The 20,233-nt window shown below is 49.9% G+C and carries 22 protein-coding genes; 15 read left to right on the top strand and 7 right to left on the bottom strand.

Annotation, left to right across the window (positions count from 1 at the left end):
- Positions 1-149: 149 nt before the first annotated feature.
- The 9 genes from MKX64_RS08830 (at position 150) to MKX64_RS08790 (ending at position 5,916) form a co-directional block, all read left to right on the top strand.
- A complete protein-coding gene (locus tag MKX64_RS08830) occupies positions 150-695 on the top strand; it encodes a nucleotidyltransferase family protein (RefSeq protein ID WP_095264403.1) in 546 nt (181 codons plus the stop codon).
- 150 nt (positions 696-845) lie between these two features.
- Positions 846-1,598 (top strand): GNAT family N-acetyltransferase, encoded by a 753-nt coding sequence (locus MKX64_RS08825; protein WP_341035668.1) that lies wholly within the window; start codon positions 846-848, stop codon positions 1,596-1,598.
- 33 nt (positions 1,599-1,631) lie between these two features.
- Complete coding sequence (locus tag MKX64_RS08820; protein ID WP_095264237.1) at positions 1,632-2,105, top strand: hypothetical protein; 474 nt, start codon at positions 1,632-1,634, stop codon at positions 2,103-2,105.
- A gap of 312 nt (positions 2,106-2,417) precedes the next feature.
- A complete protein-coding gene (locus tag MKX64_RS08815; protein ID WP_341035667.1) occupies positions 2,418-3,065 on the top strand; it encodes a FusB/FusC family EF-G-binding protein in 648 nt (215 codons plus the stop codon).
- Positions 3,066-3,224: 159 nt separating this feature from the next.
- Positions 3,225-3,731 carry a DUF4275 family protein gene (locus MKX64_RS08810; RefSeq protein WP_095264239.1) on the top strand — a complete coding sequence of 169 codons (507 nt, stop codon included), beginning with the start codon at positions 3,225-3,227 and terminating at the stop codon, positions 3,729-3,731.
- Between the two features lie 72 nt (positions 3,732-3,803).
- A complete protein-coding gene (locus MKX64_RS08805) occupies positions 3,804-4,028 on the top strand; it encodes a hypothetical protein (protein WP_095264240.1) in 225 nt (74 codons plus the stop codon).
- 104 nt (positions 4,029-4,132) lie between these two features.
- Entirely contained in the window at positions 4,133-4,657 is a 525-nt protein-coding gene (locus tag MKX64_RS08800) for an AAA family ATPase (protein WP_095264241.1), read from the top strand.
- A 70-nt stretch (positions 4,658-4,727) separates the two neighbouring features.
- Positions 4,728-5,240, top strand: a complete 513-nt coding sequence (locus tag MKX64_RS08795; RefSeq protein WP_341035665.1) for a GNAT family N-acetyltransferase — start codon at positions 4,728-4,730, stop codon at positions 5,238-5,240.
- Positions 5,227-5,916, top strand: a complete 690-nt coding sequence (locus MKX64_RS08790; protein ID WP_095264243.1) for a class I SAM-dependent methyltransferase — start codon at positions 5,227-5,229, stop codon at positions 5,914-5,916. Before MKX64_RS08795 ends, MKX64_RS08790 begins: the two co-directional genes overlap by 14 nt.
- Positions 5,917-6,458: 542 nt before the next feature.
- Here the strand turns inward: MKX64_RS08790 and MKX64_RS08785 are convergent.
- Both MKX64_RS08785 and MKX64_RS08780 read right to left on the bottom strand, forming a co-directional pair.
- A complete protein-coding gene (locus tag MKX64_RS08785) occupies positions 6,459-7,025 on the bottom strand; it encodes an NADPH-dependent FMN reductase (RefSeq protein ID WP_095264244.1) in 567 nt (188 codons plus the stop codon).
- A 16-nt stretch (positions 7,026-7,041) separates the two neighbouring features.
- Positions 7,042-8,100, bottom strand: coding sequence for an LLM class flavin-dependent oxidoreductase (locus MKX64_RS08780; RefSeq protein ID WP_155617500.1), 1,059 nt, complete (start codon positions 8,098-8,100; stop codon positions 7,042-7,044).
- Positions 8,101-8,243: 143 nt separating this feature from the next.
- Here MKX64_RS08780 and MKX64_RS08775 point away from each other — a divergent pair, with 143 nt between their 5' ends.
- Together MKX64_RS08775 and MKX64_RS08770 are read left to right on the top strand one after the other, a co-directional pair.
- Positions 8,244-8,615, top strand: coding sequence for a winged helix-turn-helix transcriptional regulator (locus MKX64_RS08775; protein WP_095264246.1), 372 nt, complete (start codon positions 8,244-8,246; stop codon positions 8,613-8,615).
- Positions 8,616-8,674: 59 nt separating this feature from the next.
- Complete coding sequence (locus MKX64_RS08770) at positions 8,675-9,487, top strand: GNAT family N-acetyltransferase (RefSeq protein WP_341036277.1); 813 nt, start codon at positions 8,675-8,677, stop codon at positions 9,485-9,487.
- Positions 9,488-9,543: 56 nt separating this feature from the next.
- Here the strand turns inward: MKX64_RS08770 and MKX64_RS08765 are convergent, their stop codons facing one another.
- A complete protein-coding gene (locus MKX64_RS08765) occupies positions 9,544-9,810 on the bottom strand; it encodes a hypothetical protein (protein ID WP_341035664.1) in 267 nt (88 codons plus the stop codon).
- 990 nt (positions 9,811-10,800) lie between these two features.
- Here MKX64_RS08765 and MKX64_RS08760 point away from each other — a divergent pair.
- From MKX64_RS08760 to MKX64_RS08750, 3 genes are all read left to right on the top strand, one after another.
- Complete coding sequence (locus MKX64_RS08760) at positions 10,801-12,039, top strand: RICIN domain-containing protein (RefSeq protein ID WP_341035663.1); 1,239 nt, start codon at positions 10,801-10,803, stop codon at positions 12,037-12,039.
- A gap of 293 nt (positions 12,040-12,332) precedes the next feature.
- A complete protein-coding gene (gene pelA, locus MKX64_RS08755; protein ID WP_095398315.1) occupies positions 12,333-13,298 on the top strand; it encodes a pectate lyase in 966 nt (321 codons plus the stop codon).
- A gap of 251 nt (positions 13,299-13,549) precedes the next feature.
- Positions 13,550-14,005 (top strand): Hsp20/alpha crystallin family protein, encoded by a 456-nt coding sequence (locus MKX64_RS08750; RefSeq protein WP_095398314.1) that lies wholly within the window; start codon positions 13,550-13,552, stop codon positions 14,003-14,005.
- Between the two features lie 105 nt (positions 14,006-14,110).
- On the opposite strand, the gene MKX64_RS08745 is transcribed toward MKX64_RS08750, so the two are convergent.
- From MKX64_RS08745 to MKX64_RS08730, 4 genes are all read right to left on the bottom strand, one after another.
- Positions 14,111-15,058, bottom strand: a complete 948-nt coding sequence (locus MKX64_RS08745) for an aldolase (protein ID WP_095398313.1) — start codon at positions 15,056-15,058, stop codon at positions 14,111-14,113.
- A 102-nt stretch (positions 15,059-15,160) separates the two neighbouring features.
- On the bottom strand, positions 15,161-15,286 hold the full coding sequence (locus MKX64_RS08740) for a paeninodin family lasso peptide (RefSeq protein ID WP_141235837.1): 126 nt from the start codon (positions 15,284-15,286) through the stop codon (positions 15,161-15,163).
- 62 nt (positions 15,287-15,348) lie between these two features.
- Entirely contained in the window at positions 15,349-17,298 is a 1,950-nt protein-coding gene (locus tag MKX64_RS08735) for an asparagine synthase-related protein (RefSeq protein ID WP_341035662.1), read from the bottom strand.
- 139 nt (positions 17,299-17,437) lie between these two features.
- On the bottom strand, positions 17,438-17,860 hold the full coding sequence (locus tag MKX64_RS08730; RefSeq protein WP_095264255.1) for a VanZ family protein: 423 nt from the start codon (positions 17,858-17,860) through the stop codon (positions 17,438-17,440).
- Positions 17,861-18,089: 229 nt separating this feature from the next.
- Here MKX64_RS08730 and MKX64_RS08725 point away from each other — a divergent pair, with 229 nt between their 5' ends.
- Entirely contained in the window at positions 18,090-20,060 is a 1,971-nt protein-coding gene (locus MKX64_RS08725; protein ID WP_155617504.1) for a glycosyl hydrolase family 28-related protein, read from the top strand.
- Positions 20,061-20,233 lie beyond the last annotated feature (173 nt).

Genomic DNA, 20,233 nt, shown 5'->3' with positions numbered 1-20,233 from the left:
GGATGGATGACCAATCTTCTGGCCTGGACGGGATAATCTGGCAGTATTCACACAACCGTCAGGCTCACTAAGGAGGAGGACATCAACTAAGTGATACAATAGCGTTAACGAGAAGAGCTTCACGGAATGGAGGTGCCTTTTTGCAGCGGATGGAGGATCGATTGCAAGCCTGCCTGTCAGAGCATGCATCGCTGATATCAGACCTGAAGCGGGTCAGAGCGCTGGAGCTGCCGGACTGGTGCATCGCCGCAGGATATATCCGCAACTACGTGTGGGACCGATTACACGGTTACGACGTCCGGGATAACCACAGCGATATTGATGTCGTCTATTATGATCGCCAGAATCTGTCCGAAGACAGAGATCGCTTGCTTGAACGGCATTTGCGCGAAGTGACCGGAAACGGGAAGTGGTCGGTTAAAAATCAAGCCAGAATGCATGTGAACAATGGGGACTCGCCGTATGCCGATACTGCGAATGCGATGGCGCATTGGCCGGAAACGGCCACAGCGGTGGGGGTTCGCCTGGACGAGCGTGACCATCTGGTTCTGGTTGCGCCGTATGGGGTGGATGATCTTTTTGAACTGAAAGTTAGACAAAGCCCGCTGTTCAAGAAGAGGGATGTATTCTTGAATCGCGTACAGAAGAAGGGATGGCTGGAGCTATGGCCTCAGCTGACCTTGATTGCGGATTAGCGGTATTCTTCTATCAGCATATGGGGAGCGCCATTGCAGAGGAGGTAGATGAGGAGCTTTTTCAAAAGGAGCCTTATGATATCCATATGATCAAAGAGCTATAGCAAACGGGTGTCTATATCATAACCAACGGATCGAGGAGGAGCCGGGTTGATCGAAATTGTCGAGGTAACGGCGGATAATATCCAGGACAAGGGTTTTTTCTGCATGCGAAGCAAACCGAAAACGGAGGGCTATCAACGAAAGCAGGAGTGGCTGCTTCGCCGATTTGAGGAAGGGCTGAAGCTGAAGATCATCGAGGAAGATGGTTATCCTCGGGGGTTTATGGAGTACACCCCCATTGAGTTTGCCTGGCGTGGGGTTACCGGGGAGAATTATTTGTTTATCCACTGTCTGTGGATTGTAGGCCGGGGCAAAGGCAAAGGATACGGCAAGCAGCTGCTGAATGATTGCATGGAAGACGCCAGGCGCAGCCGTAAATCAGGAGTTTCCATCATGACAAGCAGTCAGACCTGGTTGGCTGACAAAAGCTTTTTTACTAAACAAGGGTTCGAGCTGGTCGATCAGACTCCGTCTGGCTTCGAGCTGCTTGCAAGGCGATTTGACGATTCTCCTGTGCCCCGGTTGGTTCATGGATGGGAGGAGAGGGCTGCCAGTTATCGTGAAGGCTTGACCATTCTGAAATCGGACCAATGCCCTTACATTCAGGATGCGGTGACAACCATCGTGGAGGTTGCCCAAGAACGAAATATACCGATCCAGGTGATGGATATGGAAAGCTCGGGGGACGCGCAGCACGCTGTATCGGCCTACGGGTCGTTCAATGTGATTTATAACGGCAAGCTGCTAACCTACCATCCTGTAACGAAAAGGGAGCTGTATAAGCTCCTGGACCAAGCGTAGGGCTGGAGATATTCCCGAAACTAAGGTGAATCTATGGAATGTGTGAAAAGGGTCGTATTGTTACTCACCATGTTGTTTGCCATTATGGGATGCCAAAGCGGTAAAGGCATTTCCGTCGAACAGGTGGAGGAACTGCTGGAGGAGCGTGCCTATCAACCATTAAAGCTGAATCAAAGCCAGAACTTTGAACACCAAGAGCGGCCCTGGCTCTGCTTATGTTCCGAGCTTAATGGCCAGCAGTATATCGTGGTCATCTCTCCCTCTGCTGAATGGACCGAGATTCCGCTGGGAATGGAAGGGCGTTTAACCTATGAGCAAATTGCAGAAGTTCTTGTACGAGAAGGCTTGGTGTCGGATATAGAGCGTATGGACCTGAATAATCTCAACCCGGGGTTAACGGATGACACCCCTATTCACTGGTATTATCATGATGTGTCTGGCGATAGATTGCACAGATTTGATCTGGAGGGTGAGCGGATCTCTCAAACCTCATTTTCTGGAAGGTAGCTACCTTTCGTTTAAGGCGATGCACTGCTCGAAAGAAATCAAAAGAAGTCAAAAGAAGTCAATCAAATTGCCTCCCTCGTTTCCTGCTGCTATACTTTTGCGTATGAGATAGGATTGGGGGTAGGTTTTGTGGCAGTGTTAACTTGCTCATTTGCTAGGAAGTCCTCATGCAAAGCCTGATTTGGGGCGATACTTTGCGTGAGGTGCGGTTAGGATGAAATTCGATCGCCCAAACTTCATATTATCGTTTCTAATGATTGGCTTTGCGCCTTATTGAATTTTTTAAAATCATAATAAGGGGCGTAAAAAGCGATGAGCACACCATTTATTAGAAACCATCAGTACAACGTCATTAAGAAACAATCCGAGTTCCTCCTGAAGACATTGCGATCTGTTGCGGATCGGGGAGTGTTGGAGACGGTAAGATACAGTGCCGTGACGAACATTGTGGAGGCTTTTCCTGTTGTCACCGAGGAGCAGAGACGGATGCTGGAATCCATATTGGCCTGCGAGACGGCCTATGATTTCCAGAGCTATCTGAGCGGGTTTGAACGGTATTTGGAGCCTTTCCCGGCGATTACGGAGAGACAGATCCAGAAGCTGTTCCCCAAGAGCAAGAAGCTGAAAATTCCGGATCTCCCATCGGTAGATTTCCGTTATATCACGTATCTGAGCTGGGTGGATATTGCCACGAGCAGGTTGTTTATTGTCTATCCGCTAGAAGGCCAGTTTGTGGGCATTGAGGGGAGAATTACGCCGACCAACAAGAAAGGCTACTGCATGTTCTGCAATCGGCATCAGGAGCTGGCGTTCTTCTCGGTCAGAACCAAGCCGTCCCACTCTTCGCCGGATAATATCTCCGCGATCGGTCAGTACGTATGCATGGATAACCAGGCTTGCAATCAGAGCATTACCGATACCGAACAGCTTGAGAAGTTTATTCTTCATGCGAGGAAATAACATCATAGATAAGAACGAGACTGCCATTTTTATGGCAGTCTTTTTATAACGTTTTTGATACCTTTACAGATCCATTAAATGGTATCATATGGAAACGAAAAGAAACGAAGGTCACGGTCAGGAGCCATAGCGAGAACGTCACTGCAGGAGGAGCTTATTATGAAGATAAGGGATGCCATCAATGAGATATTGGATGAACTGCCGGATGAGGAGCTGCAGAAGCTGTATTGGTCTATTCGGATTTTTCATGAACATTATGCCTTCAACAGAACCATACAGGATAAAGGTGTGGTCATCTCTCCGCTGTACGAGGATAGAGAACATATCAAAGCATGTTGGGACAAAGCATTTGCTCATCATGTTCCGGACGAGATCAAGGAAGCCATCCACTATGACCAATACAAGTGGCATCTGTTCAGCTATGAACAGGCCGACTGTCTTCAGGCCGAGGAGGCCAGAGCAGCCTTCGATTCGATGATGAAAGGTGACTTGTATGTGATGTATCAGCATGGGCCTGATGTATTCCTATATGAGCATGCGAAGGATCTGATATCCACGGATTTTGATGCACAGCAGGATATCTATGTTTTTGACAGGGAATTTAGCTGGACCTATATACACACGCATGAAGCTATGTGCGGGCCCTATTTTGCAACCTCGAAATAAAATGGTGTAGAGCGGAGGGGTTATGATGAAAGGAAGCAGCGATACCTACTCTTTGTTCTGGTTATCGTAGTAGTGACCGGATGCTCGGGACTGGGTGGTGAGGCTGCCGGGGATCGCGAGCGGGTTGTTCTGGTGGAAGAGGAAGCATTAGCGGCAGAGTTCGGTGAATTCGCGCAGCTCCCATGGTCTAAGGACATAATTCCACACATCGACTGGGCGCTGACAGGAACGTTTACATCGAATGGTTATGAGATGAGAGGGCGTGAGGGACAGGTCGGATTTCTTGATATAGGCTAGCGGGATGTTCAACAAGGCATTCACGCTGCTCATGCTTCTGATCAAGGCAAACTTTCTTCGCTATGTAAAACGATGGGAGCGAACATATAAAGCGGGGTGCTTTCATGTATTTTCTTCAAATGTCGGGTTTCCCCGGTTCCGGGAAATCGACGCTGAGCAGACGAATCGCCGCCATGACGGGGGCGCTCATTATTGATCATGATGTTTCCAAAACCGCACTATTAAAGGCGTCAGAGGGCGAAGGAATCGAATTGAGGACACTCGGCAGGCTCTCATACACGGTGGATTGGGCATTGGTTGAGTTTTATTTATCACAAGGGTATGATGTGATTTTTGATAGTCCATGTTTATATTCCGAGATGATTGAGAATGGCATGAATCTAGCGGAAAAGTATGGAGCTACATATAAATATGTGGAGTGTCTATTTCATGATTTCAACGAAATCAACCGCCGATTGCGGACCCGCCAGCGGATGATCAGCCAAATCTCGGAGACGGCGGAAGCCGATTTTATAGCTGCCATTCAGGACAGCAAGCGGCCTCCATCCCATATCAAAAGCTTGGTAGTGAATTCTTCCCAGCCACTCGACAGTTATATCCAAGATGTGTTGGATTATATCCGGGAATAGCATGCGTTCACTCACGAGCTGGTTGATAGATTAAGGTGTTATAAGAATTATAATAGGAATGAGGATAACCATGACAGAATATCGATTCCACCCAATGACTGAGGAATATGCAGCCGAATTCTCGACTTGGAAATACCCGGAGCCTTACTCGTTATACAGTATGGAGCACAGTGATGAAGATATCGCTGAACTGATGAATGGAGATTATTTCTACGCTTTGGATATGCAGAATGCTCTGGCAGGATTTATATGCAAGGGCAATTCAGCCCGGGTTCCCGGCGGGGTACAGGCCGGCCTCTATGATGATGCTGATGTTATGGATATGGGGCTGGGGTTAAGACCCGATGTCACAGGGAGGGGGAAGGGACGGGACTTTCTGCTGGAGGGAATCGCCTTCCTGAAGGAACGGTTTGAGCCTAAGCGGCTCCAGCTGGTCGTCGCTCTGTTTAACAAGAGAGCGATAGCCGTTTATGAACGGTCGGGATTTGTGAAAGGCAAAAAGTTCAGCAGCAAAGTCGGCGAGCGCGATATGGAGTTTGTAGCGATGCATTTTACAGGGGGGATAACGGATGACAACACATGAAGAGATCTATGCAAACCAAGCGGTTGCTTATGATTTGATGATTAGCCGGCAGCCTGATTTGACCGAAGTGATAAGTGAGATCAAAGGTTTTCACGATCTGGATGTACTTGATCTGGGGGCAGGGTCTGGGAGGTTGGCGATGATTCTTGCCCAGAAGGCCCGTTCATTGGTGTGTACGGACCGTTCTTCTTCGATGCTGGACTTATTAGAGCGTAAGTTCATTCAGCAGGGAACGGCTCGTCACTGGCAGACTGTTGTGGCTGATCACCGTCAGCTTCCTATTCCGGACGAATCCGTAGATTTAGCGGTTTCCGGTTGGAGCATCAGTTATTTAACAAACTCGGGCAACCCGGAATGGAGAAGCAATCTTGAACGTATAATGTCAGAATTATACCGTGTCGTCAGGGTGCATGGAACGATCGTCATTTTCGAGACGCTGGGTACGGGGACGATAACTCCAGATCCCCCAGAAATTTTGAAGCTATACTACAGTTCTCTTGAAAAGGACTACGGATTTCAACATACATGGATACGCACGGATTATACATTCCGGGACGTGGAGGAGGCGAAGGAGAACATGGCCTTTTTCTTCGGTGAAAGTATCGCACATCAGATTACGGTCAATCAATGGTCAACCGTGCCAGAGTGTGCGGGGGTGTGGTGGAAGCACTTGTGAGCGGCACTACAATAAATTCTCCATGATCATAACATCGATCAGCATGCATTAATAGAACACATCACCATTTCTCAGTCGAACTCACTCATGTAAGAAATGACCTCATCTCCATATGTGTTCATTAATGATCAATGGTTGTTGCTACGAATTTTCCTTCTGCGGGTCAGCGATAAAATGTCTACTCTTCGATCCGAGGTATCGGTGTTTTTTGTACTAGCTTCAGTTTGATTAAGGGCTGGATTTGACGGCTGAGCGTCGTAATATCGATGCCGAGCGTCGGCTATTAGCTTCATGGACGATCTATTGTTGACGATTCATCTCATACAAGATGTGACTCTGGACAGGAGACAGATCGATATCGCCTACGCAGCCGCCGAAGCTCCGGGTATGGGTGCTTACACATGGTACTTGGAGCTGTGCCTCGAATAAGTGTATGAAACTCGAATAAGTGTATGAAATAAAAAAGAACCCGCTAATGGCAGCGCTTTGGCTGATCATAGCGGGTTCTTGTATGGCGAGGCGGGAATATACGCCAGTCCTTGCTAGAAATCGTATGCAGCTTCCTTCGTCTCCCGGATTTGCGCATGGGTCTCGGTCAGCGTGACGGTATCCTCAACCAGCCGCTCAATGCGGAATTTCACATCATCGTTGACGATCTGTTTGCGCATAAAATCCTTTTCCTCGATAAATACATAAGTCTGAACGATATGGGCCTTCATATAAGCCAGAATCGGCTTCAGCTGCTGCTCCGGCATTAGAAAATGCTTGGGGGACCCAGCGGTCACAATCATGCTGACCACTTTATCCAGCAATGCGTTCTGCGGAAGCAGATCAAAAATGTTTTTCAATGTAGCAGGAATGGATGCCTGAAACACGGGGGTCCCGATCATCAGTGCGTCGGCGCTCATGATCGCGCTTGTCACATAGCCGGTGTCCCCTGGATATTCCAGATAGTTTCGACCGTCACTGAATTGCACATCATATTCGGCAAGGTCGATCATCGTGGCGGTTACGTCAGGATATTTGTCGGCCAGGACCTGCATGGCTTCATTCATGGCTGTTCGCGTCTTGGAACCGACGATGGAACCGGATAACAATACAATGTTCATCTGCCGGGCCTCCTATTCATGGTTTAGCTGTATATTTTCGAATGGCAGGTAAAATTTCGGTGCCGATTAACTCGATATTTCGCTGCAGCTTATCAAACGGCATGCCGCCAAAATCAATCTGGGCGATATAGCGCTGGTGACCGAACATTTCATGCTGGTACAATATTTTCTCGATGATTTGCTGCGGACTGCCGATATTCATAATGCTGCGTGTGTCGATGCCCTGGGCAAACAGCTGCTTGGAGAAGCCTTGTCCGTTCGTTTTCTTCATGCCCTCGTTGATATAGGGGTACAGCTCCTGCAGCGCTTGCTGCGATGTATCTGCCGCATAGAAGAAGCCTGCGGTGGCAACCGGCAGCTGAGCGGGGTCATGCCCTGCCTGACGGGCCGCTTGGCGGTAAGCGTCAATCGTCTGCTTGAAGACGGATACGGGGCCGCCCAGATGCGCCATAAACATCGGAACGCCGGCCATCCCGGCTTTGATGGCACTGGCAGGACTGCCGCCGACGGCCCGCCATATCGGCATCGAGCCGCCTTGCGGTCGTGGTAGCACCTTCGCATTGCGCAGTGAGGCACGATACTCTCCGCTCCAATTCACAATCTCCTGCTCGTTGATTTGCAGCAATAGCTCGAATTTTTCCTCAAACAATTCTTCATAGTCCCGAACATCGTAACCGAGAAGCTCGAACAGGCCGATTCTCGAAGCACGCCCTGCGACGATTTCCGCGCGTCCCCCCGAGATCAGATCGATGGTGGCAAAGTCTTCATAGACGCGAACCGGATCTGACGTACTGATAATGGTGGAGGAGCTGGCAATTTTGATCTTCCGGGTGGCCTGCGCGATCGCCGCCAGCACTACCGAGTGAGCCTGGGTCGCAAAATAATCCTGATGGCTTTCACCCACACTAAAGAAATCGAGCCCTGCCTGTTCTGCAAGCTTCGCGTATTCAATAATCTGATGGATTCGTGCCTGGGTCGATATCCGTTCTCCCGTATTCGGATCGGGCAGATGGTCGCCCAGTGTATATATGCCAAACTCCAGTCCCTTGTGAGGGTCCAGACGGTATTGTTCCATGATGTCATCACCTCTTGATTTATGGTGTTCATTCTTGACGGGACTATGCCCTTCATGCTGCTATTATATAAGTCATTATTGTTGATAGTAAGTACACACTTAAAAGTGGTATAGTATCTAAAAAGATACCAAGGAGGTTTCCTATGGAAAAGCAACCTGATCTGTGTCGTGTTGAGGACGCCTTGGACATATTGGTGGGGAAGTGGAAGCCGATTATTCTATTGCATCTGCTTCAGCAAGGAACGAAGCGCTTCAGCGAGCTGAAGCGGAGTATGCCGGGGATCACGCAGAAAATGCTTACCCAAAAGCTGCGGGAATTAGAGGAGGAGGATATCGTGGAGCGTATCGTGTATCCGGAAGTCCCGCCGAAGGTCGAGTATTCGATCACGGCGTATGGAAGAAGCCTGGAGCCGATTCTCGAAGCAATGCATGAATGGGGAACGAACCATATTGTGCACAAGATTCGGAAGCAGGAAGGGATGAATAAAGCGGGATCCCAAGAAGAGCGCAAGTAGATATCGTCTGCAAGGAAAAGGGCGACCTATCCGTACATAATGAGGTGATGAGGTTGAATATGCGACTGCCTTCTCCAGAACTAATCATGCAGATTGAACAGTCAGAGAAAGATTATATGAGCGACAGAATGTTAGCGATTCAAGAGCGAGAAGGGAATCCGGAAGGGATTGAAATGGTCCGTTTCGGGCAAGCGCTGTGTTTATATAGCCGGACGATGCCCTGGCCTTCTTTTAACACGGTGAAAGGAATGACATCTGAGGATCGGATTTATCTGGATGAGATCATAGCCTTCTACAGAAGCCGGGGGCGGAAGATGCAATTTGAAATGGTCCCGACCAGAGTGGATGGCCATCTGTTGGCCGAGTTAACCCGCCGCGGATTGTACCCATCGGGCTTCCATGCCTCCACCTATGGTGTCCCCTCTAAGGAACTGCTGAGCAGGCCGGATCATATTGAGATTAGGAAGGTCGAAGAGGGGGACTTTAGGACCTATGCGGCCATCCATTGTCGCGGGACAGGACTGCCGGAAGAGGGGATTCCGCATGTGGCTCGCAATAATCACGTATTGTGGCGGCGGCCGGGCTGGGAATTTTACATCGCCTATGCTTCCGGGCAGCCTGCGGCAGCGGCCGTCATGTATATCCGGGATGGCATCTGCTCATTGACCTTTGCGGCGACTTTGCCGGAGTACAGAGGACAAGGCCTGCATCAGCTTCTGCTGAATACCCGAATTGCGCGGGCGTATCAGCAAAATTGTGAGCTGGTGGTTGGCCAGTGTGCTTTCCTATCTCAAAGCCAACGCAATATGGAGCGGGCCGGGATGAAGCTGGGTTATGTCAGGACGACATGGACAGAAGCGGAGTCCAATTGAAATCTTTATTTAAAAGGTCACGTTGTAGTAATATCTTCGCTAAATTCGTTAGTAACTTAACTGATGAGGAAATCAGCAGTGTTAGTAAGTTCGCGGATAGCGATATGTTTTCCTACTGGGTTATAAACGATATTGAGTTCCTGGCGGCTATTGAGAGGGTGCTTGATTACAAGGGCGTTACATTCAAACCTTTGGGAAGTGTAACTCGGGCTGTTTCTGTTCTTTACTAGAGCGTTTTCTTTTTTATCTTTTGCAGCGAGTACCGTTGACATTAATGAAATGACAAGAACAATGAATAAAAGGCGGACAAAAGCTTTTTTCATTCCCACTCCCTAAATATGGTATGATATTACAGGAATATCCTACTATTTGGATACTATATGTAAATAGCTTCCTCTGGCTATTTGAAGAAACGGAGTGTCGGAATGTATGAAAAAGTTTAGGATGTTGGATTATATTATATTTTTTACCTTTTCTCTTATTTTAACACTTCTAAATATTGCGGGGACAAATTCAATTATGGGGGCTGTTGTGGCTTCGGTCATTATCTCTATTTTTGTTAGTTTTATTTTTGGCACGATTACGAATGTAATGTTTAAAAATAAGTCGGTTAAATAGACACGTCAAAGGCTTAATATGCTTGGACCTGTGGCTGCTATTGAAAAAAATTTCTAAACTATATTGCGGGTAAAAACTTGTTGTGAACAGCGAAATGACTGGGGTCTGTACCCAGCGTTGTACCCCACAGGGGCAAGCCCGGAGAGGCTGCTGAAGCGGCTGAAGAGCAGAGGCGACCATGCATAGTCATGGCCTGCCCAGCAAATTGACCGCTGTGTATCCAGCTTGTCTGAGGATATGTTTCGCATGCATCTTCATACGGATGATTTAACACCGGAACAGGTGATTGATCGGATTGCAGGGGCGTGCGGGATTGAGATCCAGCCCGATCCTCGTGGGCGATTTCGAAGGAAGCTCGATCGGTTTATCACGAAAATAAGACATATTCGATTCTAGCATTGTGAAGTGAGTCAAGGCTAATTGAAATCGTTGCTTACTGAACCCGTCTTTGGATTGTCCAAGGTCGGGTTTTTGCTGTGATATGTAGGGCAGCTCCAGGTGTGGACCGTTTAGCGATACTACCCCGCTTTAAATTCCAAAAATAGGTTGTAAGCGCATTATTATCTATCTTATAATGAGATTACATAAAATGATAGAAATAGAAGATGATACAGTCATCCAAGTGTCGATTAGCTTCAGGGTGCAGTGTGTGTAGGGAATTTGCAAGGCAATATTTCATTAAAGGAGCGATTGAAATGTTGAAACGAGGTAAACCGTTGTGCCTATTTCTGATGTTTACACTCCTCTTTGCTTTCGTGCCTGCTGGAAACGCCAATGCTGCACCTAACTGGAGTTTGGTCTGGAGTGACGAATTCAACGGAAATTCGCTGAACCCGGCCAACTGGACCGCCGAGATCGGAACTGGCAGTGGGGGCTGGGGCAACAACGAGCTGCAGTATTATACGAGTCGCCCTCAGAACCTGCAGGTGAGCGGCGGCAATCTGATCATTACAGCACAAAGGGAGTCATACGGAGGGATGAATTACACCTCTGCACGAATTAAAACCCAAGGACTGCAGAGCTTTACGTATGGCAAGATCGAAGCGAGAATTAAGCTGCCGTCCGGTCAGGGACTGTGGCCGGCATTCTGGATGCTTGGGGAGGATTTCAGCTCGGTAGGCTGGCCGTACTGTGGTGAGATCGATATTATGGAGCGGGTGAACAATAATCCGCATGTGAACGGAACGGTCCATTGGGATGCGAACGGTCATGCAGAGTACGGACGGACATCGGGGAATCTGGATTTCTCGCAATATCATACCTACAGTGTGGAATGGGACCCGAATTATATTCGCTGGTTCGTCGATGGGGTCCAATATAACGAGTTCTACATTGCGAATGGAACTGGGAACACGGAAGAGTTTCAAAGACCATTTTTTATTATTCTGAACTTGGCGGTAGGTGGCAATTGGCCAGGGAGCCCGAATGCATCGACACCATTCCCGGCTCAGTTGCTGGTAGACTACGTACGCGTTTACCAGGATAGTAACCTGTCCAGTATTGTGAATGGTGGCGTGTATACTTTGGCGTCCAAAGCCAGCGGCAAAGTGCTGGACGTGGCTGAAGTGTCGACAGCAGATGGGGCGAAGATGCAGCAGTGGACGAATTTCAACAGCAACAACCAGCGTTTCAGATTAGAGAGTACGGGAGACGGCTACTACAAGCTGGTAGCGATGCACAGCGGGAAGGTGGTTGATGTGCCCAGCTCCAGCAGGAATAGTGGCGTGCAGCTCCAGCAGTGGACCGATAATGGCACCGATGCCCAGCGATGGCGAATCGTCTCTGTAGGCGGGGGATATTACAAACTGGTGTCCAAGGCGAGCGGACTGGTGATGGATGTGTCCGGGGCTTCCAGGGCTGATGGGGCAGCTGTACAGCAGTGGGAGGACAACGGATCCGATGCCCAGCTGTGGAAGTTTACGAGATTGAATTGAAACTTGCTGCTTGGGAAGATGAACGTCACTGCACCGTGGATAGAGAAACCCGGAAGTTTGAAGGGTTTCTCTTTTTTGCATGGACAGATGCAGAGTAGTATTTTACAAATAAATATACTATAGACATAATATTACATCTAAATTATACTTATAGTAAGCGCTTACAATCATAGATATATCTTTTACTTACCTTTACTAGCAACTAGTGTATCCCCCTACCATTTCCCGAAAGAGGTGATGCTTCCTATAGCTGCACGTGTCGCTGGGTTGTATTCCATTACAGAGGAGATGTGATGATGAAACGAACGCTCTCAAGGTATGTGTCGGCGATTCTGGCCTTCACTGTGGTGCTGTCCGCGGTTGGACTTCTGCTGCCGCCGGTGTCGCCCGTGTCCGCGGATGGTGACGGGACCACGGCCAGCATCGAGCAAATTTTGAGGAATCAGAGGCCGGACGGCGGTTGGCGGAAGGATTATTCTGTAACGAGCGGAGAGTGGGCAAAGTCCACAATAGACAATAAAGCAACCTATACGGAAATCAGAAGATTGGCAGCAGAATACACCAAAACGAGGGATAGCCGATATTCGGACGCAGCGGTAAGAGGGATCCACTTCCTCTTGAATATGCAGTATGCGAATGGCGGCTGGCCGCAAATTTATCAGGGCACAGGCTATCACCGCCATATTACGTACAATGATAATGCGATGATTAACGTGATGATGCTGCTGGATGATGTAGCCAATCGGAGGGGCGATTTCGCCTTTGTGAACACTTCTTTGGCGGATCAGAGTAGAGCAGCGGTTACTCGAGGAGTAGATTGTATATTACGAACCCAGGTCGTTGCAGGCGGCCGGTTGACTGCATGGGGACAGCAGCATGACTCTGTAAGTCTGGCGCCAGCGGGAGCGCGCTCCTATGAAGTGCCTTCCCTTACAGCAAGTGAAAGCACAGGCATTGTACGTTTTCTGAAAACAAGACCTCAAACCTCACAGATCAGAGCCTCCATTCAAGCCGCCGAAGCCTGGTTCCAGACGGTGAAGATCACGGGGATTCGTGTAGTGAAAACCAATGATGATGTCATCGTGGTTGAAGATCCGAGTGTAACCACGCCGATCTGGGCGAGGTTCTATGAAATTGGAACCAACCGACCTATCTTCGTCGGTCGTGACGGCATCGTAAAGTACAGGCTCAGTGAGATTGAGCAGGAACGGAGAACCGGCTACAGCTGGTACGGCAATTGGCCAGCGAGTCTTTTCTAGAATCTGAGGATACAGTGTAAGGGCATCGCTTGTTGCGGTGCTCTTTTGCTGCTGGGATGCGACTGCCTCTCCATGACAAGCATGTCGTAACAAACTGCCCAAACTGGAACAGCGAGAGCTCTTTTTCGAATGATTGCCGGATGTGTCCTGAATTCAGGTGAATTTCGTTCCTGCCGTTTTTGGCAATCCTCCATCTGCCGCATATGATGATTATAAAGGTCAGATAACGTCAAATAAAGGGGAGAGGGAATATGTTGGGGTGGACACCGTTTCGTAAACGTGGAGAAGAATCCATCGATCGGATGATCCCATCGTTTCAGGATGTTCTCGCTCAGGACTGGCTGTCCTCATTTCACGGTGCGGCGCTGTCCTTCAAGACAGACATCCAGGAGACGGAGAAGGCATACCGGATTGCTGTGGAGCTGCCTGGCTTTCCGAAGGAGGACATCGATATACGATATGAAGCGCCTTATTTGGTCATTCAAGCGGTCCGAAGTGAAGAAGCCACTATGGAGGACTCGAAGCATCATATCATCCGGAAAGAGCATCGCTTCGGAAAATATATGCGCAGATTGTATATGCCGGGCATTGATGAACACGGAATTGCTGCCTCCCTGAAGCGCGGGGTGTTGCAGCTTGAGGTGCCGAAGCTTGCACAATCCCGCGCCAAGCGTATTCAGATCCGCGACGACCATGGATCACGATGAACAGGGGGGCAAGCATTCGAGGCAGACAGAGCTGAAGAAGCGGGACTTGTCTATGGGGGAGCCGCTTCGAGCCCGGTCAGGCAGGCCGGTCTGTCTGATCCTGGATCATCTGTCCAGCATCATCGAAGCTTCGCCAACGGTGTGAAGCACCAGTTCAGTCAGTTGCTGGACCGTTAAGGCTTCTGCCGGGCGAACAAGCTGATGCATGTCGAGGTGAGCGGCCATTCGGGCTGTGGCATCAAAATGCCATTTCGTCAAACCGCTGCCCTCAAGAAACATATTGCGATAAGTATGGCGGTGCAGGAGAGGAAGACGCTCCAGCTTGTTCACCGGCCGAATGCTGACCTCGCCAGCATGAGCCTTCACAAGTTCAAATACACCTGCCAGCGGCAGGGCTTCATTGGTGAAGCGGGACGCCACCGGAACGGCGTATTTGGTCTCACGATCGAATAAAGGACGGTACTCGTCCGAGCTGAGCCCGAAGACATCGAGGCTTTCCTGCCACAATTTCTGTTGCGGATAGGCTGGCATCGCATACGGTTTATCCTGATCCCCCAGCTTGACGGCAATGACGTCATCGCTTAACAGATGACAGCCGCGCTGAAGCAGCGCTGACGCCAGTGTGGATTTGCCATGACCCGAATGGCCGACAAAGGCATACGCCTGTTGTCCGATAACCACCGCGCTACCGTGAAGGGGAAGGATTCTCCGCTGGAGCAGTGCGGCTCCCATGCAGGTTCCGAGGACATAGAGGCGAAGTTTATCCTCGTGATCCTCGTAAATGGCTTCCTCCGGGGAGATCCGGATGGAGGTACCATCTTCCACCGCGAAGACGGCAAGCCCGGGCACCCGGAACACGATGCGATGCGGGGAGCAATGGTAAGACTTGCGGCCGTCTGAATGAGCGGACCACATATCGCTAAGGTCGGCATATAGAACGGCTATATCGGCAGGACGGTTATGGGGAGATGGCTGCAGCTCAGGCAAGGGCAGCTCGCTTTGTATCGTTAAGCCGAAGGCCTGGTAGACCGGCTGCTTCAAGGCTGGGAACATCGCACTCACTCCATTTGTTTTATAGTGGAGAATAAAAAAAGTCAGCCCGTATACCCCGAGTGGTATAAGGGCTTTCTTTTTTTGGAGGATAATGTTTGTGAATTAGCTGTAGTGAACCACTTCATCCGGATCCGGCTGAACGGCATCCGGAAGTGAGCTCCCGGGACCAGCCATCGTCATTTTCATGTCCAGTACTTCCAAAGTAGGTGTGCTCCATTCCTTTTTCATATGGTTTCACCTCCTTATTAGAATATATCTATAGACAAGGCACAGAGCCTGACTATCTGTATTCAAAAGTTTTTCTTCAGAAATCGGTGCAGGATGGTGCTGCGCATGAGCAATTTTATCGTCGGACTGTAGGCCTGGTTCGGTTCCAGCCCGTGACGAGCCTCGTCGAGCGCCGATTGGAACACCGGCATGTTGATGAATTGCTGCATACGGGAATCCTTGCTGATGTGATCAAGCTCATTCAGAAATTGTGGCCAGTCCTTGTTCATGCGCTGCACAGCATCGGCAGCCTGAATGCCTCTCGTTCGCTGGTTTAGGCGTATCGAGTCCGGAAGCAAGCCCTCAGTCGAGCGACGAATGAGTGCCCGGTCCATGCCGTTGCTGACGAATTGCTCGATCGGTGTGCCTAGACAGAAGCGGATGACTCGCAAGTCATTGGTCGGATCATGACTCCATACCGAGTAGCGAAGAGAGAGCTTGCAGTTGGTTGTCCCGGTCGTGCTCCAGACATTTACCCGGTTGAAATGCTGCTGCCGGGCTTCAAGGGGGTCTGGCGAGAGATCCGCCATGGAGCCGATGCCTGTAAATGCAGGGTCTTGAAGCTTCTCTTCAATTCCTGCTCTTCTGGCAAAATCGGGATTGATCAGTTGCGGAATCGCCGGGTGGGAAGCGGCGGGTTTCCATCGATCCAGCGCAGGAATGGCTTTGCGAACTAGAACGGAGATCAGCCGTCTGCGCCCGATATCTGCGTTCCTCCCATACTGACCCAGCTCCCGCGACAGCCGCAACCAGCGGAGCTTCTTGAACAGCCTGGCATAATAATCGAGCGCCGGGCCCCAGGATATGCTGTAATTACCTCGCGCTCCATTCAGCAGAATGCCGACCTTCTCTAGCTGAGCCTGCTCGTAAATTCCCCGCAGCCAGAATGTGTTGTCGAAAAACTTGTAGGGATGCTCTAGCGTATCCAGCCAGTCGTCGATTTCGGTAAAGGGATTTTTGTCGTGAAAACTCAAGTACTGGTCGTTAATATTTCCGACATATTGAACCGTCTGCCTGATCAGCGGGCTCTCATCGGCGAGTCTTCGCTTGGGCGTCCAATCGACAAAGCCATCTGCAGGAACGTAGCTGTAGGTATGCAATGTCCGATTCTCCTTCTGCAGCGCCCGGGCTGCCAGGCTGACAACAGAGCCAGAGTCCAGGCCGCCGCTAAGGTGAGCGCCGACATTCAGGCGGGTCCGGCGTAATCTGGAGGTGACAGCGGTGTGAAACACCTCCCGAAAGGCTTCAACGTACTCTTCTGTGCTGCCAAGCTTTAATGGCTGAATATCCGACAGGCTATTGTAACGTTGGATGGACAGTTTCCGGTCCTGCACCTTGAACGTATGGGAAGGCGGAAGCTGGTAGATTGATCCATAGATCGTCCTTGAAAGATCTGGCGGTTCGAACACGCCGCTAATGGCCAGAAACTCGGCCAGCCAACATTCATTAAGCTTTCTATGTATATAGGGAAGGGAGAGCAGCGGGCTTATCATCGTGCTGAAGGCCATCTGCTCGGCATCATGATAGTAATACAACGTTCGGGCCCCCGAGAAATCTCTGGCTCCAAACAGCAGCTGTTGCTGTTCGTCCCAGATAACAAACGCAAAATCCCCAACCAGCCGCTCCGGCGTTCGTTCTGCCCACGCTTCATACGCCAGCAGAATGATTTCGCTGTCGGTCAAGTGAGCTCTCTTCCCGGGCGGGACTTGCAGCAGCTCCATAAGCTCATCACGATTGTCAATAATGGCATCTGCGGTAATCGCAAGGCCGCGACGGGCGTCATAGAACGGGAGTTGTTCATGATGGGATTGGACCGTCACCCACTGCGCATGATTGCCCAGCATAATATGGTCCTTATGCCATACATCGGTTCGATCAGCGGGGTACTTCCCCAGCGCGCCCATGATGCGATGAATATCCTCGGAAGGAATCGGTTCCCTGCAGCCACGATAAATACCGGCAATTGCACTCATTGTCTGCTCCTCCGTTTAGGACTCCATTCCTGTCTCATCTACTTCGATACAAAATGTATCTACCCAATTATATAATGTGTATACGTAATGTAGCAACAGCTAATTTTGGTTTTAGGTATTCGTGACAGTGTTATGGGCATTATTGCTTAGGCTGGATGGACGCCTTTTCCTTTGCAGAGAACAGCAGTTCACAGCATAGATATGCAAGCAGAATGCCCAGTCCGTCATTTACCACATCATATATTCGTCCTCCGCGGAAGAAGAAGAGCTGGAGAACCTCGGTGAAGGCCGCGTAGACGAGGCACCACAGGAAGGCCGATCGTATTTTGCCGAAGTTGGATGCCAGGAGAGCAAGGATGAAGAAACCGATGAAGTGTCCTATTTTGCGTATGATCCATCCCACCTCGGACCAATACAAATCCAGCCTGAGCAGCTCTGACCAATCCGGAGACGGATTAAAGCGGAAGTTGATGATGTGGTAACGGATGAGCAGGTTAAAGTTCAGGGAGCAGGTAAATATGAGCAGGACAGCAGCCCATATCACAGTTAACAACATTCGCATGGCACGGCTCCTTTATGAAAACGCTTCTATAATATAGATGTTCACCGATGAGAAGATTTTCGATACATTATGTATCCATTGGGATAGTATATTATATCAGCTTGGCGTTAGTTTCAATAGCGTAATCGTTCGAAATTTCATAAATGGGTGTGATCCGAGCAGCAGAGTAGGCAGATGAATGAACCCATTTCTTCACCATTGACTACTATGTAGGAAGGAGGGATGAGGAATGTCCGATAAGCTCACAGACAATTTGAGGATGAATATAGGGTCAAAGGCTGATCCGCTAGAGCCGGAGGAGCTTAATTCCAATTTCATGAAGATCGATGAATCGCTGAAGGATCAGGGCGTTAATGTCAAATGGTTCGGTGCGGTTGGGGATGGGATAACGGATGACACGGCGGCCTTTCAGGCGGCGATGCAAGCTTGCGACAAGAGATACCGCTTGTTTATCCCGGCCGGGGACTACCTGGTTCGGCAGACGATCGAGAATCATAGCCGGGGGATTTTCGGGGTGGCCTCCTATGTAGATGGTGCCCAGGCGGGCAGCAGAATCATCTGGGATCCGGAGGATAATGAAGCTGACTTGCTTCCGTGCATACGAATCCAGGATGCTGGCATCCATGCGGTCTTTGAGGACTTCACCGTGTCTGGAAAGACAAGCTATACGCCCAAGAACCTGGCAAATTGGGTCGACAAGGAGCGGTTCGAACAAGGGCTGTATGAGATGTTCTCCCCGGGTCCGGCGGGGATCGAAATCGCAGGCAGAGCTCAACCGATATTCCGAAACATCCGCACGCTAGGCGTGAAAGTCGGACAGCTGCTAAACAGCACCAACGGACATATCTATTCGTATGACTGCAACTGGGGAGGGCTTGTTGGCGTCTACTGCCGGATCAACTCCGGGGATTATCTGTATCAAGGCGGCATGATTACAGGAGCGTTTTGCGGAATCCTGCTCGGTACGATTCTGCATGCAGGTCATCGCGGCGGAATCGAAGTGAATTTGCATCGAGTGCATATGGGGTTTGCGCCTTATGGAATATATCAATGTATTGATGGCGGTCTGGACGACTATAACCGTGCTCCTTCGGTATTGGGACTGAGGGGCATATTCACAAACGCCCAGTTTGAGCAGTGCGGAGAAGCGGCGATTAAACTGCTGACCAAGTCGCTTACCTCCAATTTGAGGATGTTCGGCTTCGGGTTCTCATGGTCTGTTCTGGACTACCCTCCCGAACATTCGGGCTGGGCTTATCCGTTGCCGGATACATTGAAGCCCCGGGAGGAGAAGCAGCAGTATGCTGCATGGTTTGGCACGGTTCAGGCTCCGGTCACCATCAGTGAGCATCTGGGAAAACTGCGGAGATCGTCTGCTCCGGGTGCGAGAGGCACCGCGTTTATCGATACACTGACCGGGTATCAGGCCTCGGATCTTTCCGGACTCGAAATGGCAGATGTCGTTATTCGGCGAAAAGTTTCATCGATATACCGTAACGAGGACTTGCATACCCGCATGATGGAAAGGGAGCATCGTGCTCTAATGCCTGTCTCGGCGCCCAATCTGCTTCGAAATCCGGAGGTGCTGTCCAATTGGACAGCCACGAATGGCGCTTCGCTCAGTCTGGTGCGGGCGGATCAAGTGCCCGTGCCGATCAGCAACGAGATGAAACAGATTTTAGGTTCAGACCCGGTCATTCTGAAGGTAACGCCGGACGGCGACAGGTCGCCGACGGTAAGTATTAAATTTAACGCGGACAGACTGCCTTATCGGGGGGATGCGGGCCGGAACTTGGCGATGCAATATTTTATTCTGGAAACAGAATATGAGACCCCTCCTTACTATAAAACGATTGGACGTATCAGCGGGGAAAACCACGAGTATATCTTCAACGACGCTTCCAGTTGGCAAAATAAAGAGTGGAAGCATCAACGGGGGAGGGAGATCGCGAGCAAAACCGGCCTTCTCTACGACTTCAGCATCGGATTTATTCCCAAATCAGGCGACACTTATATTGCCGGGGTTATGGTCACCTGGGACCATATCGGCTCCTACTCGCCTTATCCGCATAGTTATATGACGAGTTCACTCGAAATTGGCGGTCAAGGCAGCGGAGTGATTCTAACCGATTCGGTCACTCAGGAGCGATACTTGTTATCCATGGCGAACGGCAATATTCAGATTACGAAAATGAATTGAAGCTATCCCCCAGTACCATAGTGATAACAAGGGCTTTTCTTATTTGTGCAATCTGCGGTTTCGTTAATCCTTGATTAACGAGGCCGTATTTTTTTGGGGCAAAATCCAAGACGAGTAAGCGTTAACAAGCGGTATGGCTAGGGGAATCGTTGCTACGAAATGTGTCGTCGCTT

Origin of the sequence: Paenibacillus sp. FSL M8-0334 (assembly GCF_038000405.1) — a bacterium.
Taxonomy (GTDB): Bacteria; Bacillota; Bacilli; order Paenibacillales; family Paenibacillaceae; genus Paenibacillus_AQ; species Paenibacillus_AQ campinasensis.
The sequence above is the reverse complement of the archived record's forward strand: the minus strand, read 5'-3'. Positions and strand labels throughout refer to the sequence as shown.